At 52.3% G+C, this 20,545-nt stretch carries 12 protein-coding genes and 2 tRNA genes; 9 read left to right on the top strand and 5 right to left on the bottom strand.

The window, feature by feature from the left end:
- The first annotated feature begins 344 nt into the window (after window positions 1-344).
- Window positions 345-1,166 (top strand): TIM barrel protein, encoded by an 822-nt coding sequence (locus ACUY4S_RS09370; RefSeq protein WP_312692498.1) that lies wholly within the window; start codon window positions 345-347, stop codon window positions 1,164-1,166.
- Window positions 1,167-1,317: 151 nt separating this feature from the next.
- Here ACUY4S_RS09370 and ACUY4S_RS09375 read toward each other — a convergent pair whose 3' ends face one another.
- Together ACUY4S_RS09375 and ACUY4S_RS09380 are read right to left on the bottom strand one after the other, a co-directional pair.
- Entirely contained in the window at window positions 1,318-3,273 is a 1,956-nt protein-coding gene (locus ACUY4S_RS09375) for a glycoside hydrolase family 127 protein (RefSeq protein WP_458023421.1), read from the bottom strand.
- 10 nt (window positions 3,274-3,283) lie between these two features.
- A complete protein-coding gene (locus ACUY4S_RS09380) occupies window positions 3,284-4,684 on the bottom strand; it encodes an MFS transporter (RefSeq protein WP_312692502.1) in 1,401 nt (466 codons plus the stop codon).
- Window positions 4,685-4,909: 225 nt separating this feature from the next.
- On the opposite strand from ACUY4S_RS09380, the gene ACUY4S_RS09385 reads away from it, so the two are divergent.
- Window positions 4,910-5,725 carry an AraC family transcriptional regulator gene (locus ACUY4S_RS09385; protein WP_458023442.1) on the top strand — a complete coding sequence of 272 codons (816 nt, stop codon included), beginning with the start codon at window positions 4,910-4,912 and terminating at the stop codon, window positions 5,723-5,725.
- A gap of 91 nt (window positions 5,726-5,816) precedes the next feature.
- Here the strand turns inward: ACUY4S_RS09385 and ACUY4S_RS09390 are convergent.
- Together ACUY4S_RS09390 and mtfA are read right to left on the bottom strand one after the other, a co-directional pair.
- Window positions 5,817-5,892: transfer RNA gene (locus ACUY4S_RS09390), tRNA-Asn, on the bottom strand.
- A gap of 98 nt (window positions 5,893-5,990) precedes the next feature.
- Window positions 5,991-6,788, bottom strand: a complete 798-nt coding sequence (gene mtfA / locus ACUY4S_RS09395) for a DgsA anti-repressor MtfA (RefSeq protein WP_312692504.1) — start codon at window positions 6,786-6,788, stop codon at window positions 5,991-5,993.
- A 93-nt stretch (window positions 6,789-6,881) separates the two neighbouring features.
- On the opposite strand from mtfA, the gene ACUY4S_RS09400 reads away from it, so the two are divergent.
- The 6 genes from ACUY4S_RS09400 to ACUY4S_RS09425 all read left to right on the top strand — a co-directional run bounded on the left by ACUY4S_RS09400 (window position 6,882) and on the right by ACUY4S_RS09425 (window position 18,516).
- Window positions 6,882-6,971: transfer RNA gene (locus ACUY4S_RS09400), tRNA-Ser, on the top strand.
- 764 nt (window positions 6,972-7,735) lie between these two features.
- Complete coding sequence (locus tag ACUY4S_RS09405) at window positions 7,736-9,832, top strand: ATP-binding protein (RefSeq protein WP_458023441.1); 2,097 nt, start codon at window positions 7,736-7,738, stop codon at window positions 9,830-9,832.
- A 30-nt stretch (window positions 9,833-9,862) separates the two neighbouring features.
- Entirely contained in the window at window positions 9,863-10,510 is a 648-nt protein-coding gene (locus ACUY4S_RS09410; RefSeq protein ID WP_312692507.1) for a Pvc16 family protein, read from the top strand.
- A 124-nt stretch (window positions 10,511-10,634) separates the two neighbouring features.
- Window positions 10,635-16,805, top strand: a complete 6,171-nt coding sequence (locus ACUY4S_RS09415; protein WP_458024258.1) for a hypothetical protein — start codon at window positions 10,635-10,637, stop codon at window positions 16,803-16,805.
- Between the two features lie 476 nt (window positions 16,806-17,281).
- Window positions 17,282-17,980, top strand: coding sequence for a phosphohydrolase (locus ACUY4S_RS09420; protein WP_312692867.1), 699 nt, complete (start codon window positions 17,282-17,284; stop codon window positions 17,978-17,980).
- 29 nt (window positions 17,981-18,009) lie between these two features.
- Window positions 18,010-18,516 carry a very short patch repair endonuclease gene (locus ACUY4S_RS09425; protein WP_312692869.1) on the top strand — a complete coding sequence of 169 codons (507 nt, stop codon included), beginning with the start codon at window positions 18,010-18,012 and terminating at the stop codon, window positions 18,514-18,516.
- A 7-nt stretch (window positions 18,517-18,523) separates the two neighbouring features.
- Here the strand turns inward: ACUY4S_RS09425 and yedA are convergent, their stop codons facing one another.
- On the bottom strand, window positions 18,524-19,435 hold the full coding sequence (gene yedA, locus ACUY4S_RS09430) for a drug/metabolite exporter YedA (protein ID WP_458023535.1): 912 nt from the start codon (window positions 19,433-19,435) through the stop codon (window positions 18,524-18,526).
- A gap of 190 nt (window positions 19,436-19,625) precedes the next feature.
- Between yedA and ACUY4S_RS09435 the strand changes: the two genes are divergently transcribed.
- Window positions 19,626-20,537 (top strand): DUF808 domain-containing protein, encoded by a 912-nt coding sequence (locus tag ACUY4S_RS09435; protein ID WP_312692873.1) that lies wholly within the window; start codon window positions 19,626-19,628, stop codon window positions 20,535-20,537.
- The last annotated feature ends 8 nt before the right edge of the window (window positions 20,538-20,545 follow it).

Below are 20,545 nucleotides of genomic sequence, written 5' to 3' on the forward strand. Positions count from 1 at the left end.
CTGGAGGGGGTCAATGCCGGAGCCGTGACGGCTCACGAAGAAAGTGCCTGTCATCATCCTGGTTAAATGAAATGAATATTTCAATAAATCATTTAATGAAATTTTATTTTAGTGAGCAGCGTCGCATTTACGCGCACCGCCTGGGCAGAACATCCCGACGGGTACTTTCTGTTGCCTTGTTTTCGCAAGGGAATGTGATGATTTTTGAGCGTGGAACCTTTAGCGCCGCGTTTTTTTGCGAGCTTGATCAAAGAAGTGCATTTTCGAATATTGCTAATTATGAAATAAATGTTTTGATTAAAAGCAGGCTGGCTATTTCATTTCGTTGCTTTCAGGAGAGTAAGATGACCATTGCACTGCACCGCTTCTGCGTTAACCGTAAAATCGCCCCCGGGTTGGATATTCCTTCATTTTTTAAACTGGTGAACCGCTTAGGGCTCACGAAAGTTGAGCTGCGCAATGATATGCCCGGCGGAAAAGTAACCGATGCGTTGAGTCACCAGCAGGTACGCGATCTTGCGGAGCGTTATGGCTTAGAGATCGTCACCATTAACGCGGTGTATCCCTTTAACCGACCTACGTCGGCGGTTTGTTCCTTAACGGAATCCCTGTTAAAAGAGGCGCAAGCGGTGGGGGCGGGGGCGCTGGTGCTTTGCCCGTTGAATGACGGAACGGTTATTGATAACGAAAAAACGATGACCGCACTTCAAACGCTTTCCCCGCTGTTTGAGCGCTACGGCATTCAGGGGCTGGTTGAGCCGCTCGGCTTCCCGCAAAGCTCGTTGCGATCCGCCGCGCTGGCGCAAACCCTGATCCGCGATGCCGGTGTTCCGTTTAAGCTGCTTATTGACACGTTCCACCATGCGCTTTATCCCGCAGCCGCTAGCGAGTTTGACGGGGTCGATATCAACATGATTGGGCTGGTGCATCTTTCCGGTGTAGAAGCCACAGGCCCAATCGATGCGCTTACCGATGAGGAGCGCATCATGCTGACGCCGGGCGATCGTCTGGATACCCTTGGGCAGATTGCAGCGCTTGAATCGCGCGGTTATCAGGGGGTTTATGCTTTCGAACCGTTCTCATCTGAACTGGCCTCGTGGCAAGAAGCAGACATTGAACAGGCGCTCCGCAGCAGTATTGAACGCGTCCAGCAGCACGTTGCCTGACCGCGAATACGTCCCTGCGACAAGTGAAACAGGGACGTTACCGCCATCGCGACGGTATTTTCGCCGTCACTTTCACCGCGTAAACAGAGAGCTAGCCGCTTCCCTTGCCAGGGGGCGGCTATTTTTTATGCTGCACGTCTGGTGCGTTGCATTACGCCTCGTCGACCCAGATTCGCATTTCCCCCTCGCCACGGTTAGCCCAGCTAAACCACGGAATAAACGTCAGGGTTTTGCGCATCTGCGTTGCCGGTTTGCGATCATACTGCCAGAGCGGCTGCGTTTCAGAATCGCTTGCAGCGTGCTGATATCCCTCGGCCTGGATCAGCACTTTGTGGGCAAACAGACCTTTCCCCTCAAACGTGCGGAATGTGCTCTGCTCGCACAAGCTCAGGTTATGCAGATTGGTGCCGTTGTCTGCCTCTTCCAGGCAGTACACCAGTGGGCCACGCTGGATCGCCACTTTCCCGGCTTGCTGGCGCACCCGTGGGTTGCCATAGACCCGACGTACCGGCATTGGCAGGCGTAACCGCAGCACATCCCCCTCCTGCCAGCGGCGGGCTAAATGAAAATAGCCGCGTTTTGTTTCGCCCTCTGCCGCTTCACCATTGAGTGTGACCTGCGGGTTTTCGCACCAGTCAGGCAATCGCAGTGCCAGCGTATGTTCTACCGCAACGGGGGAGGTGATACGGATTTCAACCTCTTCCTGCCACGGATAATTGCCGCTGATAGTGAGTTGCAGTGTCTCCTCGCCGACCTGTTGTTGCACGCTGTTACCGACGTAGAGATGGATAAACAGGGCCTCAGATCGCGCGGTGTAAATGTAATGCCCGAGCGACGTGAGCACGCGGGCAATATTGGGCGGGCAACAGGCGCAGCCGAACCAGCGCTGACGCACCGGCTTAACGTGGTCGTAGATATGATTGAAGGGCAGACTTTTCGGGTGCACTTCGAGTGGATTCACGTAAAAGAAATGCTTTCCGTCAAGCGCCATCCCGCCCAGCACCGTGTTATAGAGCGCGCGTTCCATTACGTCGGCGTAGTGACTGTCGGTTTCCATTTCCAGCATCCGGCGTGCGAACATCATCAGACCAATGGACGCGCAGCTTTCAGCGTAAACGGTATCATTGGGCAGATCATAATCGCTGCTGAACGCTTCACCACTGCTTTGTGAACCAATGCCACCGGTAATATAGAGCTGCCGCTGCGCCATATTGCGCCATAGCCGCAGGCAGTCCTGGCGTTTGCTTTCGTCAGCGCTTAAACGCGCAAGGTGCGCCACGCCTGCCATCAGGTAGACAAATCGCACTGCGTGGCCTGTCGCAACGGATTGCTCGGACAGCGGCAGATGAGCCTGACTGTAGGCCTTATCGTTAACCATCCATGCCGGGCCGTAAGTGTGCCAGTAAGAGGTTCTGCCGCGCTTTTGGTACTCAATGTCGTAAAAGTGCGGCTGTTTGCCACGCTCCTCAACAAAATATTGTACCAGCGCCAGATAGCGTGGTTCTGCAGTGACTTCATACAGGCGCATCAAAGCCAGCTCAATTTCAGGATGGCCGGGATAGCCATGAAGCTGGTTTTCCCCTGCGCCGAATACACTATCGATATGATCAGCCAGTTTGCAGACCACCTCCAGCAGGCGGCGTTTGCCGGTGCCCTGGAAGTAGGCTACCCCGGCCTCAATCATATGCCCGGCGCAGTAAAGCTCATGGCATTCCGCCAGGTTCGTCCAGCGTTCACCGGGGGCTTTCATGGTGAAATAGGTATTCAGATAGCCGTCTGCACACTGGGCGGCGGCGATCAGGTCAATCACCTCATCGGCGGTCTTTTCCAGTTCAGCGTCCGGTTTCTGGCACAGCGACCAGGCCACGGCTTCGAGCCATTTCGCCACATCGCTGTCCTGAAAAACCATGCCGTAAAACGCCCCCTCTTGCAGACCGGCCGCAATACGGAAGTTGGCAATGGCATGGCTCGGCTCCGCTTCGGCAATGCGATCGTTCAGTGCCTCCCATTGGTAGGGGATCACGACGTCACGTACCAGTTGCTGGTACTGGCCAAGAAACGGATCGCTAATTTTCAGTGTATGCAGGTCGGGTTCCATAACAGACATCTTTCTCTCCTCAGGACTGAACATGGCGCTGGCGCAGGTCGGTGGCAATGCGCGCCATCATGGGGTTGCTAAGTTTGCACCAGCGAATGGTCATCGCCAGCAACAGGTGGAACAGGGCTGGCAACAGGGTTTCCATCGTCGTGATCCCGTGCAATGAGGCCGGTGTCTGATGACCCGTGCCAGGGTGGTAGGCGACAAAAATAAACACCAGGCTGATAATGCCCGCGCTGGAGGCCCAGGCCAGCTTGATAAAGAACAGATTGAACGCGAAATTCATTCCGGATGAACGCACGCCGGTTTTCCACTCACCGTAATCGTCGGCAAAGGCCATCAATGAGAAATGCAGGGGCAGGGTAAAACCGAGCACAATGCCATTGCTGAGAATAACGATCAGCCACAACGTTTGATGTAGCGGGCCAGTCGGTAAAAACCACATTCCCAGCGCCAGCACGGCGAGGAGCAAATTGGTGTAGTAATAAAGCTTAACTGTGTCGATCCGCCGCGATAGCGGATTGACGATGACGGCACCCAGAATGGCGGCGAAGGTCACCATGGTGAAAAACAGCGAGATGTAGGCGGTGCTCCCCTCCAGCACATAGGTAATAAAATACATATAGCCGCCGCCGCGAATATTAAAGACGTTGATCAGCAGGAACGACATCGCCAGCATCAGCAACAACTGGTCGTTGTTACGCAGCCCGGTCAGGTGTTCACGCAGGGTGAATTTCCCCATCAGCGCCAGCGGTACACGTTCACGTACCCAGAAGAAACAACACAGGAACATCATGACCGCCAGGGTACAAAGTACACCGACACCCCACTGGTACCCCTGTGCCGTGTTGCCCTTGCCGAGGATGGCGACCAGCCACGGCAGGCCGACTGACACCAGAAAACCGGCCACCCCGCACAGCACGAAGCGCCAGGACTGGCAGGAGAGCACTTCGTGATGCCGGGTTGTCATGGTATTGATGAGCGCGCAGTAAGGCACATTGATGGCGGTATAGCCTACCGAAAGCAGCAAATAGGTGCCAAAAGCCCAGGCCATTTTTACCCCCATCCCGGCATCTGGCACGGTAAAGGTGAGTACGCCAATGATCCCTATCGGCAGCGCTACCCACAATTGCCACGGACGAAAACGTCCCCAGCGGCTTTGGGTGCGATCGGCAATCACCCCCATCACCGGGTCGGAAATGGCGTCAAAGACACGCAGCACTAAAAACAGCGTGCCGACCAGCGCCGGGGTCAGGCCAAAGACATCGGTATAGAAGAATGTCAGAAAATTCATGATCAGGCAGGTGATCACTGTCCCGCCCGCATCGCCCAGGCCGTAGCCTATTTTTTCGCGCACAGAAAGGCGGTCATTCACCGTCTGCTGCGCGAGCTCACGTTGTGTAATCGGAGTGGAAGTCATTGAGTAACGCCTCATTAATTGAATTTTTATAAGGTCTGAGCAAGGTACCCAATTTATTCTGCACTGAAAGAAAGGCGCGACAAGGGAAGGGAAAAGTATAAAAAGGTGAGGATTCCGACCTGGTTATGAAAATGTGATTTAGATCCGGATGATTTGTATTATTTCATTAATAATCAAAATCTAAATCGATTATTTCGCAGTAACAGAGCGAGAAAATACATATTTATGCTTGAATTATCCATGGCGCTTCCGATTAAGGTACAAAATGGCGGGTTATTTATTTCTCGCGGGGTGGGGAGGCATCCGGCGCGAAAGCTACACTCCTGGGAGATCATTTATGTTGAAAAAGGGACATTAACGATAGAAGAAGAGGGCATTCCGTTTGTGGTAAATGCGGGCGAAACGTTGCTGCTCTGGCCGCAGCGACGGCATGTGGGCACGCTGGACTTTCCGCCGGATTTAACCTTTTACTGGCTACACTTTGAACGTCAGAAAACACTAGTAACGACAGAAAATATAGCGCCGCTTTTAATACCCCAGCATAGCAAGGTGGGGGATCCTCAGTACCTTATTTCTTTGTTCAGGCAATTCTTAAACGAGCAGGAAAAATTGCAGCGAACTGTCGCGCTGGAATTAATCGTCCTGCTTATTCTTCAACAAATATCCGAAGCGGGAAGGCACGACGAACAGCCAACAGAAATGGGCGAAGCTATTGCCTGGAAAGCACAACAGTTGATTCGTAGCCGTTTTCATTTACCGCTTTCCACTTCGCTGCTGGCGAAGGAATTGCACTGTAATGCAGATTATTTAGGGCGCGTCTTTCGGCGGGTTTTTCATTTAACGCTGACTGAGGCCATCCACCGCCAGCGCATCCGCGCCGCAGAGAAGTTACTGCTCAGTCATACGGTTTCGCTCACCGAGGTTGCCACGCAGTGCGGATTTAATGATGTCGGCTACTTTCGGCAACGCTTTCGCAAGCACACCGGGCTGACCCCCACTGTCTGGAAGCGGCGTTACTGCAAAGTGCATATTAATACCTGAAAAGGTTGGCAGACGCAGGGTGGAGAGAAAGGCGGCATTATGCAGGAGACAGAAAAGCAAAAAGCCTGCTTGAAAGCAGGCTTCTTAAATTTGGCTCCTCTGACTGGACTCGAACCAGTGACATACGGATTAACAGTCCGCCGTTCTACCGACTGAACTACAGAGGAATCGTGTGAACGGGGCGCATACTACTGGCCCCGTACTTTTGTGTCAACACTAAAATTAACGTACTGATTCAAATGGCGAATTAAAGCGCAACAGTACGTTAATGCAGTGAGTTGGCGCGCTCGCCATAGCTGCCCGCCTGGTTGCGCAGGCGGCTTAACGGATCCTGCATGTAGAACTGGCAGAAACGCTGCCACAGCGCCGGGAAACGTGGCGCAAACAGCTCCGGCGCGCTGAAGAAATACTCTGACAGCACGGCAAAGCACTCTGCCGGATCGGTTGCGGCGTAAGCATCAATGCTGGCGGCGCTTTCACCGACCAGATCGATCTCATCCTGGATGTTATCCATCGCGGCGTGCAGGTCATGCTCCCAGCCAGCCACTTCCCGAAGGGGGATCAGCGGTATTCCGCTGGCGCGATCGCCGTTACGCGTGTCGAGCTTGTGCGCCACTTCGTGGATAATCAGGTTAAAACCGGAGGCGTCAAACGAATCCTGGATATCCAGCCAGTTCAACACAATCGGACCTTGCTGCCAGCTCTGACCAGACTGCACCACGCGGTGGTTATGCACCAGTCCGATATCGTCTTCCCACTCATCGTCCACCACAAACGGGGCGGGGTAGATCAGCACTTCATGGAAACCGTCCAGCCACTCCAGGCCTAATTCCAGGACCGGAAGGCAGAACAACAGGCTGATGCGCGCGCTTTTCAGCGCGTCTAAATCAAATCCCTGTAGCGGAACCAGCCGTTTTTGCTGCAAAAAACGGTCTGCAAGTTGAACCAGTTTGATCTGTTCATCCGCAGAAAGATTCGCCAGTACAGGGGCGTTCAACGCGTCTTCCCAGGGGAAAGCTGCGTCATCCAGGGAGTCCTTTGTTTTCCAGGGCCACTTAATCATCGCTTTGCTCGCAAACTCGCCACTTGAACCAAATTAGCGGGACAGGGTCTGTTAAAATGCCAAATAACCTGGCATCATGGCAACTGTCTGAACGGAGAGATGCCAGAGCGGCTGAATGGACCGGTCTCGAAAACCGGAGTAGGGGCAACTCTACCGGGGGTTCAAATCCCCCTCTCTCCGCCACTTCTTTTATCTCATCGTAATACTGCTTTCACGTTATCCTTACGTTGCTGCGCAAACTAACCGTCTGACTTTTTTCGAAAAGTACAGCTCGTTACGGGGATTTCTGCACGCGATACGTTATCACCAGCACGGTAGATCAGGGTAGTCCTTTGCGATGATGTCCTCCGTTTTGTGAACTGAGTCTTAACGTTGGCCGCACCCGTTACGCTGTTGCCCCGCTTTCTGTGAGTAAAAGGTGTGCTGCGCATCTGCTCTGCTACCCCGCGCGGGCACATTTATTTAGGGGTTATTGCCGTTAAGAATATTCATTCAGTCGGGTATGCGCCTGAGGTGGAATGAATGGGATTTTTCACGGCTTTTTATATCTGCTTGAATATACAAAGATTCATATTCCGCCAGCAGCATTTATTGGTATTCTGAATTCGCCTGTTTTTAAAAATCATTGTCGTACTGTTTTTTGTTTTTTCTAATTAATACAAACAGGTGACGTCTCAATAATACACTCTCTATCCGCTAAAAAACCAAAGAATTAGGTTGCAATATCGCAACGCCAGTCGGTTTGTAATTTTTATCGGTAAAGCCTAGCTTTTGATTAATGAGCGTCCTTTATTGTGAAAACATGAAATTCTCTGATTTCTAAATAACGCAGGGAGGGCGGCAGCCTGTCTTTTACATTTATTTTTCTGTTGACCGCTAATGCACGGGCCAAATGATCGGTTGTGTCTAAATTAACGCGCTTCTTATTTCAGAGAGCAACAGTGAATATGACAGAAGAAATTGCCGATGTACTTTTGAATACCCACGAAGAGGACTGGCACTATAACGTGCTACATCAACAAGTTGAGCGGATCGAAGAGATGCTCAAACGTTATCTCCGTGTGGTGCGCCAGCGGGTACAGGAGTATTCGCAGCAGAGCCAGCAACCAGAAACAGACGCCGCCTTGTTGCAAATGGATATGCTTGCCCGTTTTCAAACCAAAATTCCGGCTTGCGATATTGCCCTGTGCCGTCAGAGTTTTCGTGAAGCTGACCGGGCGAATATTCCCGCCGACAGCCGCCTCGGCATGTTGATTGCGCGTTTTGGTCTGGATCCGTTCGAACGCGACGCGCTGTTGCTGACACTTATGCCACTCGCTAACAGCAACGCCGGGTTGTTATTTGCTTGCCTGCAACACGATGCCCAGGATAACGGGATAAAGCCGGAGCTGATACTGAATCTGCTGTGTCGGAACAACATCGACAGGCTGGAAATGGAGGTCCGTTTGTCGGGTGCCGCCCCGTTGGTTCAGCATGCATTAGTTCAAACCTCTGGGCCCGATCGCAGCCAAAACGGATGGTCTTACTCTCTGCATGGCAGCCCGCATATCTTTCGCTATCTGTGCGGGAGGGACTCCTCGCTTGGGCAGGCTTCGTGCCGCTGGCTGGAGGCGCCTGCACAGGGGGATCTGTTTCCTGAGTTAACGCAGCAATTACTGATGAGCATGCGTAACCCCTGTTCAGGATTGTTGGTTTCACTGAGCGGAGGGACCGAAGGCGTACGGAAAATGGCACTGGCGCATGCGGCCAGTACCGCAGGCTGTAAGTTGCTGGTGTTTGACATGGCGCAAGCGCCGGAAGAGGAATATCCATTTCGTCTCTGTTTTGTGGAGGCGTTGAGGGAGGCGACGCTGTACGCATCATGCCTGGTCCTGCCGGGTTTGCATGACGCCTGGGAACGCTATCCGACATTGCAAAATTGGATCAATGACCGTCTGGTTGCACATACATTCCCTCTGTTTGGGCTGATTCAGCCCGATACGCCATTAACGCCGTTAGTCGGTATTTCTCAGGTTACCCTTGAGATGCCAAAAAGCACTCCCCAGGACGATACCCGGTTGCTCATCAGTTTGTTGAAACCTTATCAACTGGAGCCCGATGTCGACCCGTCCATGCTGGTGCGTCGCTTCAGGCCCGCTTCTGACACGCTTTTACAATCCTTAAGCGATGCGGATGCCTATCGACGGCTAAGGGGGGCGGCGGGGCTTTCTGCGGAGGATTTGAATAAGGCGTTTCGTCAGCGTTCGCAACAGGCTTTCGGCGGGCTTGCTACCCGCATTGAACCTAAACGGACTTTTGCTGATTTGATCATTTCTGAGGGACTGGGCAGACAACTGGAAGAGGTGCTGGTCGCGGCGCGTTTTCGTGAAGAGGTTCTGGCGCGTGGTTTTGAGCAAAAAATCGCATATGGAACCGGAATCAGTGCGTTATTTCACGGTGATTCCGGTACCGGTAAAACGCTGGTGGCTGAAGTGCTGGCGGCGACGCTGGGCGTGGACATGATCAAAATCGATCTCGCGACGGTGGTAGACAAATATATCGGTGAAACAGAAAAGCATCTGGCACGGGTGTTTGATGCCGCTGAGCGGGATTCCGGTCTGCTTTTTTTTGATGAAGCCGATGCGTTGTTCGGTAAACGGAGTGAAACCCGCGATTCTCACGATCGTTACGCCAATATTGAGATTTCCTATTTGTTACAGCGCCTGGAAAGTTATTCAGGGCTGGTCATTCTCGCCACCAACAACCGCTCGCATCTGGATGATGCATTTACCCGCAGGATCAATTTTATTATTCGCTTTCCTTTCCCGGATGCCGCCCTGCGTGAGCGGATGTGGCAGGCAATTTGGCCTGCAGAGGTGACGGTGGCCGAAGAGGTGGACTTTTCTGCGCTCGCACGACGCGCCGAGATTACCGGCGCGAACATCCGCAATATCGCGTTACTGGCGAGCTGGCTTGCCGCGGAGCAGCAGGCACCGTACGTCGGGCAGAAACATATCGATCGCGCGCTGCAACGCGAGTTGGCCAAGATGGGGCGTGTGGTTTGATGATTTTCACTTTCGTAATGGAGATTGAACATGACTGATTCAACTGCTGATGATGAAATTCCAACGGCGCCCGCCGTTGCCTCTGATACCACGCTCATCAATCTGAACGTGGCCATTGAAGCGGCACTGCGCGAGTATCTGCCTTCTGACGTGGCTATTCGTTTTGATCTTCCGCCGAAAGACTCCACGCCGGATGTCCCGACGGTATGCATCTTTTTATATGACATCCAGGAGGATTTGCAGTTACGCGTAGGCGAGGGGAGAAAATTTAATTCGACCACGGGCGTCTTCGCGCCCGGCTATGTGAACATACGGTGTTGTTATCTGGTGACCTATTTTGAGGTCACACAAAGCAGCAGTAGCGATTCTCCCCTAAGCCAGGCAAACAGCCAGTCGCTGATCATTATTAATAATGTGCTGAATGCGCTGGTGAATAACCGTTCGTTCTCCACGTTGCCAGGCACTTATTTGCGCGTCATTCCGCCCTCTGAGCAACTCAATAGTCTGGGGAATTTCTGGCAGGCGGTCGGTAATACACCGCGTTTGTGCCTCAGTTATATGGTGACTGTGCCGTTGAAACTGACCGACCTGCAAACGACTTACACGCCAGTCAATACCACCAGCGTTCTGTCCGCGCATATTTCAAATGATGATACGACGGAAACCAGTGAGAGCTAATCCGTGGCTGTCAGGCAGTACGGCTGCCTTAGGCATATTCGTGTCCCACGTTAAAGGCGAGCGAGGCAAACTGACCCCCGCTGTTCCTGTTTCATTGCAGTGCGTGCGTCACTGAAGGAGTGAAATGATGCCCAGGCATTCGCCTCCCTACGAAAAAGTCAGAAGAGCGAAATATGCCCACCAGAAGAAGCGCGGTGAGCGGAGCCATAAACGAGGCCGAAGGGCGGGGGCGGAAAGGCCTGTGGGGATCCCCGGCTTCGATTCAGTGGAGGAGTGGATCCGCTATGAACTTGATGCACGCGACGCCCGTCTGGCTTATGAAGCCGCAGCGCAGCCTCTGCCGCCACTGCCCGTTTTCAGGGCGAGGAATCTGGCTGAGCGCGTTACGCTGATGTTGTATGCTCAGCATGTCTTCGGGATGGAGTTTCAGCCAGCGGTGGGCAACTATGCGTTGTTCCGGCGTGTATACGATGACAATGATGCTTATGAAGACAACGAGGCGCACGAAAGCAATGAGATGACGGTGCCGCCCGGCCGTGGGCTGCTTCTGCCGGAGGAGGTTGCCACCGGGCTGGTGTCCGGAGCCAGCTCCTCCGGCGGTGAGCTGCTTCTGCCGGAGGACGTTGCCACCGGGCTGGTGTCCGGAGCCACCTCCTACGGCGGTGAGCTGCTTCTGCCGAAACCCGTCACCGCCTGGCAGGCGTCCGGAGTCACCTCCTCCGGTGGTGAGCTGGTTCTGTCGGAGGACGCCACTACCGCGCAGGAGTCCGACGTCACCTCCGCTGGAGACCGTCCAAACTATGACTATATTGCCCTGACGATGTTGGGCGGCGGCGCGGCGGCGGCGCAGGCAGGGCCACAGGGCATTACTGACCGTCTTTCTGCGATCGCGCGCACAGGTGGTTTGCTAATGGCCGGGGCCTCAGCGCTGATGACACGAAGAGGCGCGGGGATTGCAACAGGCGCTTCGGCACTACTAGGAAGCCTGGCATATGCCAGCTACTTACTCTTTGGCAACAGGGGCGGGGAACAGAACGAAACCCCGCTGACGCTGGATGAGCTTGCTGAGTTGACTGGTGCGCTGACAGAGGACGAACGCGCACTGGTGGAAGAGCTCTACCTTTTACATGAAACTCACATCAGCCAGCCTGAAGAAGAGACTTACCCCTTCAGTGAGAGCGAGATTGCCGAAATTGAGCAGATAGCGGCTGAGCTGGAAGCAGAATTTGCCGCGTCTGTTGAGACGCCAGTGGCCCATAGCCGATCGAAACGGTGGGCGATTGGTGGTCTCGCTGTGTATAACCCCAAGAAAACGAATACCGTAACCACTACACGTGCCCCGGTCAAAGCAAGACCGGTCAGGGCGACAACGACCACAACGACTGCGAAACCAACAACGGTAACGACCCCGTCTACGACGCCCTCAACAGAAGACCAGGAAACCCGGCAAGAATACTGGTCTCGTCGCTATGAAGAAACGGCAGAACAGTCACCGGAGAAATTTTATCTGAATTTACTGCGTAATGGCGGGGGGAAAAATACCTGGTCTTATTTGGTGGCACCGAGAGAGAGCTTTCCACTGAATGACACCTGGGTCACCCGGATGGATGCGCTGAAACTGGAGAGTCTGCCACAGGAGTTTAGCGCCAAAATCGCGCTAGCCTCTCAGGATGCGGCCAAAGAACCGAATGTCAAAGCCGGGATAGCGCAGCTTCCTGACGACAAATGGTTGCATCTGGGGAAATATTATCTGCTGTTTTATCAGAAAGTGATGTCTCTGTGGGCCAATTTTATTCTTAACCTGGAAGTGAATGATGCCAACCGATGCGGTACTGAGGTAGATCGACTGCAGAACCTGACTGGTACGCTAAATAAAGAGTTCGATGGCGCAGCAATTGATGCCCCTGCTTTGAAGAAGCTTTCCAACCAGGGTAAGCAACTGAAAAAGAGAAATGAGCAATTGCGCGTATTCAGCACGCATAAGTCGCTGTCTGATTCATTGAAAAATGACACATTGATATTCAGCCCATTAATACCGAAGTCCGAAGCCTTTTGGAAAAAGTACAGCCTTGCCTATATCGACAAGATCGATCCGTCAAAATTTACCGCCGATTTTCGCTCAACGCTCTTCACTTTTGTGACAGACCTTGTTGATCAAACCAAGGCGAGCCGGGGAGAAAGGATAGTATTAGGTGACTTGTATTCTAATTTAAGCATCCTGACACTGGAGCGTCTGAAAAATGCGCTGCAGGAGAAGCGTGGAAAGGATGCCTATAACTATGCGGTGCTTGATGAACAAGTGGTGCGCATTATTCGTGAAAATATCGTGAAGTTTTGGCACACCCATGAGATGAAATTCTGGCTCGGCAGATACAACACCATCAGGAAAGAGATTAAACCGTTACTGGATGTATGGCTGGGGAAAGTGGCACCGGACAAGTCTACCACACCAACGAAATCGCCTACGAAAATATTGGTTAAGGTGGAAGATGACACTGCTGATACAGGAGCCAGAAGTGTGTCAGCTGAAGAGACAACGGCCCCCACCAGTGATGAAGTTGACGACAGTTTTAACTGGGCAGAAATCGGCAGACAAGCAGAAGCCATGGCACCATTGCCTGAACCTTTTAGCGTCCGTCAGTATGCGCTCAATAAGTTAGAAGGAAAGCTGGATACATTCCTCGGGGAACTGACCGGTTTCCTGAGTGAGAATATTTTCAGTCCGGACCGCTATATTGATACGTTTATTCGTGATTCACTCAATATCCACCGCCAGGATGAAGAATGGTCGCCAGACAGTCAAATCACCGTCAATGAAATTATTTATCATCTTTCCGACGGGCGAGCTGCGGGAGTCCACGAGACTATCCCCCACAGTTATTCCCTTCGCGATATTGCTCGTGGGAAGCCCCGCAAAGATCTTGGAACGTCTTATTCCGACAGTAATATCCAGTGGCCCGCCTCGTTTAGTGAACAACTGCGCCATCGTCTCCTGAATATAGACCTATCCGTCGACCTGAAATTGGATGCGCTGTTTGGGGCGGACAATCCCGAGGTCAAAAACGTCTATAAGGTGATGACGACGCGTGCTGCAATGGCTTATCTCGACAAAAAAAGAGCAACGCCAGGCGGAACAGGGGGAGAGTATCATCAACATTATATCGATGCGGTCAAACAGTTTCTTAAGGGGGAAACGCAGGCTGAAACTGTGGAATGGCACGGTAGCACGCTCACAAGCCTGATATTTATTCCGGTGCCTTCATCTAAAGTGCTGGGTGATAAAAAAATTGGTGTGTTGCTCTCGCTGTGGGATAACGATTACTTCGACGTGCCCTGGCCGGGCCTGGCGGAATTAGAAAAAAAAGAAGGAGAAGAGCGAAAGATTCCTCCCTCGCTCACTGTTGAATCCAGCCCTGAATTCAGAACCTTTATTGAAAGGTACCGGACAGTAGGGACCGGCAAAGCACTGAAAGAAGTGCCTGATAGCTTTGGTTTCTTGCCTCACCATCATGATGCACCGGAACAGCACCCTGATTTTACCTTTCAGACGAGTTATACCGTTTATAACCCGCCCTTTACCACGACAGCAAAAAGCCGAGATGCACTGATAGATAAACTGATCCAGCGGCAGAGGAACGACCTGTCTGATCTGTATGACGAACTGATTAATTCAGCCGCTGAGCATCAGCGTGCCGTGATACACGAATTGGTGAACACCCTGGCGGTGATGTCCGGGTTGTTGTTGATGGCGGGGGGCATTGTGGTTGGCGGGCCTGCGCTGCCCTGGATTGCGGCTTCGATGGCAACCACCTTGTTGCTCGAAGTGGTGCCCAATATTGTGCTCTATTCCCAGGCGGATGATGACGAAGAGCGCAAAGTGTATATGCGTTCCATGATTATGGCAGTGGCGTTTGAATTAGGGGGATCGCTAGCCGGCGTTGCGATGGAACAAATGCTTAGAGGTGTTTCGCGTCTTACGCGTCTTGCCGTTACTGCGCTGCCAGATACGCTACCCGGTATGTACAAACTGCTTAAAAATAAAGTGTTGAGGGTTATCGCCAAAACGGGTGTACGGCGTCTACGCCTGAAGAAGGACGTAGCCACAGCGATCAGTCAGGAAGGACTCGACGATCTGGATCAGATAGTGAGGGCGCTGAAGAAACCTGCGCCACCGCCAGTACCCAAAGAGATCCCTGTCGAGGCGGTTCCTGATGATCCTGGATTTAATTATCCTCCCGGGGCCAGGGGCGGCGCGCCCGCCGAGGCTGAACCTGTCGCGGGGCCTTCAGGCCGGCTCAGCCCCTCTGTCGGTATAAAAGCCGATTTGTCCCTGGAAGGGCGAATTCACGCGCTATCCGATGTTATTAGCGAAATGGACAAAATGCGTTTCGAGTCGAATGTGCGTATCGTTACTGCGTGGAAAAAAGGCAGTACCACGCATGAAATCACCAACTCCTATTATATCCGTGGCCTGCGCCGACAGGACCACGTAGTGGTTCAACTTTTCTCTGATAATGGCGAATTTTCATACGTCTATTTTGATGAGGATGAGTGGTTACAAATTATGGCCAATAAGGCGCAGCAGTCAGATGACTGGCTGCTGGCCTATTACGACCTGGCCAGCGAGGCTGATCTCACCGGAGTGAAAAGTGAATTAAAACCGCTGACGCAAATGAGTGGTTCGTTACCTTTAGAGGATTACCCGAAGGACGGCGTTCTGCTTTATGCCTCGAAAGCGTATAAAGACATGGTCGCTAAACAAGGCGTGAGTTTTGATGCCATACAGAAATTTCTTGATCAGCTGCATATTCGGGAATCAAGCCCAACAGAAGAGAGTAGCCTGTCGACGATAATCAAAAATGCCATTGAAGGGAGCGACGAACTTCAGTCTTCGCTTCGCCAGGTCTCATTGTTTGACGAAATACCGAAAGCATGGAAAGCCGCCGATGCCGACAGTGCGAAATTGATGAAACGGATCGAGGAAATAAAAGATCTTGGACCTGACATCACCCATTTCAGACCCTTAGTGAAGGACTTACCTTTCAGGCAAAATAATCCTCAGTTGAGTGAGGCACTTAAAAAGCTCTATACCAAAACGCTACATTCCGATCCGAGTTTTAAAGTGCTTTCGACGGATTTTTCTCGCCTTAAGGCGAAACAAGGTGGCGGCATGGTATCGATGACACAGCTCAACGTCATTGAGCAGGGGTTTAATCGCGTTTTTGATATTGCAGAGAAAGTACAGGCACTCATGGTTGAAGCGAAAAGTAATTCTGCGGTGCATGAGCGGATCCTGGTATTGCTGGCGAAATTCCTCAATACCACCGACAGTAAAATTCTCGGCGAGGCCTTTGAGCGGCTGACTATTATGGCGGAAAGGCTGCGGGATTTTGCCCGGTATCATGTGCAGGAAACAAAACTCGGGCGCGTTGTGGTGATGAAAAAAGTCGATGCTTCAGAGCCGGAGGTTTTTGCTTACGTTTATCAAAGAGATCCCACGGCCCGCATTATGGTGGTCCTGCCGGATATCCTGGAAGATAAAGCGGTTCATGACACGATCATTCATGAGATATCTCATCAGGCAATAGGTACCGATGATTTTATGTATTTAACGGAATTTCCGAAAAAATACTCCGCTTTCCAGGCGCATCACATCTCCTTCGGCACATACCCTTTTGAGCCAGATAGCGCCCATGTGCCGTTGGGGCGTGCCGCGCAGTCTTATGGAACCACCGGCGTGGAACGCCTTAAACCGTTATCGGATTACGATCTCGCATTAGCGCAAGCCAGGGTCCGATTTCTTCCCATGGAAAGGGCAAATGCGAAAATGGGCAACGCAGATTCGCAGGTGATCCTGTTGTCGGCACTTATCAATAATTTCGACTTTGAAAAAGTGATGTTTGCCGGAACCGGGTCCTATACCTGGCGTTTTAAAGTTATTGAGGATGCAGTTGCGCGGGCAAAACGTGACGTAGCGGCGCAGGGGGATATTCATGAGCAGGTTAATTTACCGGAGCACACTACAATGACAGAGCAAAGTGATATACCTGAACAAAGCACGACACCGGAGGCAGCGACTGCCACAGTGAGTGATCCAGCGCCTTTGTCGTTCAATGAAGAGCTGCTTGTGCGGGAATACAGTGAACATCTCCTTGCCGCTATGCTTGCACAGGCAAATGATTTTGAAGCGGGAGATGCGCTGACTGAAGAGGAAATCGAAAAATTAGGTCTTCTGCTCACAGAGATCGGTACAACAACGCCGGCTACGCCTGGCGGCGAGGTGACTGATGATTAATATTCACCTCACGCACAAGGTATTTGCATAGCACGACATTACCTTTCAGTCAACTGGAGAGCAACTACACTGGCAGGTATATCCTGTTGGCAACCTTAATACACGGGGAAATAAATACCGGAACAAGTACGTTTATCTGATAAATAGGAACAGGAAGGGTGTTTTCTAAAATTATTAATTGTTCTGATAAAAAGAAAATATCCTGGCGGTTAACGCCAGGATACGCGTTGTCAAATACCGACAAAAAAGCTAATGCTAGAGAGGTTACTAATAAGACGCCGAAATCATCGCATATTTGCGGTAGCAAAGAAATAGTTGTCAAATCAGAACGGGTAATATTTATTTTATTACTGTAGTATCAAATATGTTTTTTTTATAATAATAACCCAGCTTTATGGCTGCATCTTTTTTTCGGTGAAAAAGTGGCCGCTGAACGGGTAAGATAGCAGGGTGACGGTTTGAGCTTAGGAGCAAAGATGGATTTGAACGACTGGCAGCGCCGCTTTGATGAGTGGGTTTCACAACATATTGATCATGCAGACGCCGCCCATGATGTATCGCATTTTCGCCGGGTGTGGAAGACCGCACAAACGCTGATGCAGGGGCAGCAGGTGGATGCACTGGTGATCCTGACGGCATGCTACTTCCATGACATTGTCAGCCTGCCGAAGAACCATCCGCTGCGCCATGAATCCTCGGTACGCGCAGCGCAAAAAACTGCCGATATTCTCGTTAACGATTTTCCTGATTTCCCGACGCAGGCGCTACCCGCAGTGCGCCATGCGATTGAAGCCCACAGTTTTAGCGCCGGGATCGCGCCGCAAACATGGGAGGCGAAAATTGTGCAGGATGCCGACAGGCTGGAATCGTTAGGTGCAATTGGCCTGGCGCGGGTGTTTGCGGTGTCTGGTTCGTTGGGAATGGCCTTGTTCAACGGTGACGATCCATTTGCCGCCGATCGTGAACTGAATGACCGACTTTATGCCCTCGATCACTTCCGCTGTAAGCTGTTAAAACTGCCCTCATCTATGCAAACGGAAAAAGGACGCGAGCTGGCACACTATAATGCTGATTTTCTGGTGCAGTATATGGCCAAGCTCAGCGCCGAGTTGCAGGGAGATTTTGAGCGTCTTGATAACGCTATACTGGACAGATTCAGCACGCGACTCTCCTGAGGAAACCTGAGGAAACCTGAGGAAACAGCATGGCGGATGTGCACGATAAAGAGACGCGCAGTAAAAATATGCGCGCCATTGGCACGCGGGACACGGCCATTGAAAAGCGGCTGGCAGCCTGCCTGCACGCCCTCGGGCTCGATTTTCGCGTCCAGGAGGCTGACTTACCCGGGCGGCCTGATTTTGTAGTGGATCACTACCGCTGCGTTATCTTTACCCATGGCTGTTTCTGGCATCGGCATCACTGTCATCTGTTTAAAATCCCTGCTACGCGTACCGACTTTTGGCTGGAAAAGATTGGTAAAAACGTGGCGCGAGATGCCCGCGATCGTGCCCGGCTGGCAGAATTCGGCTGGCGTGTGTTGATCGTCTGGGAGTGTGCGCTACGCGGAAAACGGCGTTTGAGCGAAGATGCACTGCGTGAACGGCTGGAGGAGTGGATTTGCAGCGGAGATAACAGTGCGCAGATTGATACGTTGGGCATCCATGCCATGCCCGATAAGGTCAACTCGCTGCCGTCAAAAGGCAGCGAGTAAGCCGCCCTTATTTTTCTGCTTCACAAGGGGTAATGACCGGGCGCGCAGGCAACAGGTATTTGCCTAATGTTACCAGCACCACGGCCATAATGATGATCCCCAGCGCCAGCCACTCCGTGGGCGACAGGTGTTCGCCGCCGAAGCCGGTGCCGAGCAGAACCGCCACCACCGGATTCACATAGGCATAGCTGGTGGCGACTGCCGGAGAGACATTACGGATCAGGTACATATAGGCGTTGATGGCAATAATCGAGCCGAACAGTGCCAGGTAACCCACTGCGAGAAAACCTGACAACGGTGGCATGGCCGTCAGCTGTTCGCCGCTCAGCGCCGAGGCAACCAGCAGCACAATACCGGCGGTCAGCATTTCAATGGCGCCTGCCATCATGCCGCTGGGTAACGCAACGCGTGAACCGTAGACAGAACCGAATGCCCAGCTCATCGAGCCGACCAGAATCATCAGAGCGCCCCATGGGTTGCCGCTTAAATTGCCACCACTATTGAGTAAAATTATTCCTGCCAGGCCAATCGCGATGCCAAACCACTCAAGTTTCTGCGTTGCAATGCCGAAAAAATGACTGAAGCACAACGTAAAAAGCGGCACGGTGGCGACGACCACGGCAGCGATGCCGGACGGCACATTCTGGTGCTCTGCAACGGTGACAAAGCCGTTGCCTACCGCCAACAGCAGCACGCCGAGTAACGCGGCATTGAGCGCCTGGCGCAGCGGAGGCAGTTTGTGCCCGGTAAGAAGTAAACCGGCGGTCAACAGCACGCCTGCGGATAAAAAGCGGATCCCGGCCATCATAAACGGCGGCCAGCTCTCGACACCAATGCGGATAACAAAGTACGTGGAACCCCAAATAATATAGAGCGCAAACAGTGCGCCAATAAGCGGTAAAACCCGGCTGAAACGCATAACCCACCAGTACAAAAGATACGAGGCTTATAGTAAACGTCAAAACTATCCGCCTGGCGAGGGGTTAATTGCAGAGAAAGTGTTAAATTTTTGTTGACACAAAGCAGCGATTTCCGCGAACGCATTTTTACATCATACTGTGAGTCAGGCTGTACGTTTTTAGGCAACATAATCAATAAGGAAGGATATTTTGGCAGGAAGTAGTTTATTAACCTTACTGGATGACATCGCCACCTTGCTGGATGATATTTCGGTGATGGGGAAGCTGGCGGCGAAAAAGACCGCTGGCGTGCTGGGGGATGACTTATCACTGAATGCGCAGCAAGTAACCGGCGTGCGCGCGAACCGTGAATTGCCGGTCGTGTGGAGCGTGGCGAAAGGCTCATTGCTTAATAAAGTTATTCTTGTGCCGCTTGCGTTGTTGATCAGCGCCTTTATCCCCTGGGCTATCACGCCGCTGTTGATGCTCGGCGGTGCGTTTTTGTGTTTCGAAGGTGTGGAGAAAGTGCTGCACACGCTTGAAGCGCGTAAGCACAAAGAGGGGCCGGAGGCGCGGCAGCAACGCCTGACCGCACTGGCCGCGCAGGATCCGCAGCAGTTCGAAAAAGACAAAATCAAAGGTGCGGTACGCACTGACTTTATCCTGTCGGCGGAAATTGTCGCCATCACGCTGGGGATTGTTGCCGACGCACCGTTACTTAATCAGGTACTTATTCTGTCCGGGATTGCGGTACTGGTGACGATCGGCGTGTATGGCCTGGTCGGCGTGATCGTTAAACTGGATGATATGGGCTACTGGCTGGTTGAAAAACGGGGCGTACTGGCGCAGTGCGTCGGTAAAGGATTGCTGGTGGCGGCTCCCTGGCTGATGAAAATCCTTTCCGTTGTGGGCACACTGGCCATGTTCCTTGTGGGGGGCGGCATTGTGGTCCACGGGATTACGCCGTTGCACCATGCGATTGAACATTTTGCTGCAGAGCAGAATGCGATCCTCACAATGCTGGTACCGATGGTGGCAAACCTGGTGCTGGGTTTTATTCTCGGTGCTGTGGTTGTTGCCATTATGAAAGCAATGACGCATTTGCGAGGGAGCAAGAAATAAAAACTTGC

The sequence above is a fragment of the Kosakonia beeri genome, assembly GCF_054165705.1.

Excerpts from the sequence above, each read along its gene's own strand:
- ACUY4S_RS09375 (WP_458023421.1), bottom strand. The coding sequence starts at position 3,273 with ATGTCTGTTATGGAACCCGACCTGCATACACTGAAAATTAGCGATCCG.
- ACUY4S_RS09425 (WP_312692869.1), top strand. The coding sequence starts at position 18,010 with ATGGCGGATGTGCACGATAAAGAGACGCGCAGTAAAAATATGCGCGCC.
- ACUY4S_RS09410 (WP_312692507.1), top strand. The coding sequence starts at position 9,863 with ATGACTGATTCAACTGCTGATGATGAAATTCCAACGGCGCCCGCCGTT.
- yedA (WP_458023535.1), bottom strand. The coding sequence starts at position 19,435 with ATGCGTTTCAGCCGGGTTTTACCGCTTATTGGCGCACTGTTTGCGCTC.
- ACUY4S_RS09385 (WP_458023442.1), top strand. The coding sequence starts at position 4,910 with ATGCTTGAATTATCCATGGCGCTTCCGATTAAGGTACAAAATGGCGGG.
- ACUY4S_RS09415 (WP_458024258.1), top strand. The coding sequence starts at position 10,635 with ATGATGCCCAGGCATTCGCCTCCCTACGAAAAAGTCAGAAGAGCGAAA.
- ACUY4S_RS09405 (WP_458023441.1), top strand. The coding sequence starts at position 7,736 with ATGACAGAAGAAATTGCCGATGTACTTTTGAATACCCACGAAGAGGAC.
- ACUY4S_RS09420 (WP_312692867.1), top strand. The coding sequence starts at position 17,282 with ATGGATTTGAACGACTGGCAGCGCCGCTTTGATGAGTGGGTTTCACAA.
- ACUY4S_RS09380 (WP_312692502.1), bottom strand. The coding sequence starts at position 4,684 with ATGACTTCCACTCCGATTACACAACGTGAGCTCGCGCAGCAGACGGTG.
- mtfA (WP_312692504.1), bottom strand. The coding sequence starts at position 6,788 with ATGATTAAGTGGCCCTGGAAAACAAAGGACTCCCTGGATGACGCAGCT.
- ACUY4S_RS09370 (WP_312692498.1), top strand. The coding sequence starts at position 345 with ATGACCATTGCACTGCACCGCTTCTGCGTTAACCGTAAAATCGCCCCC.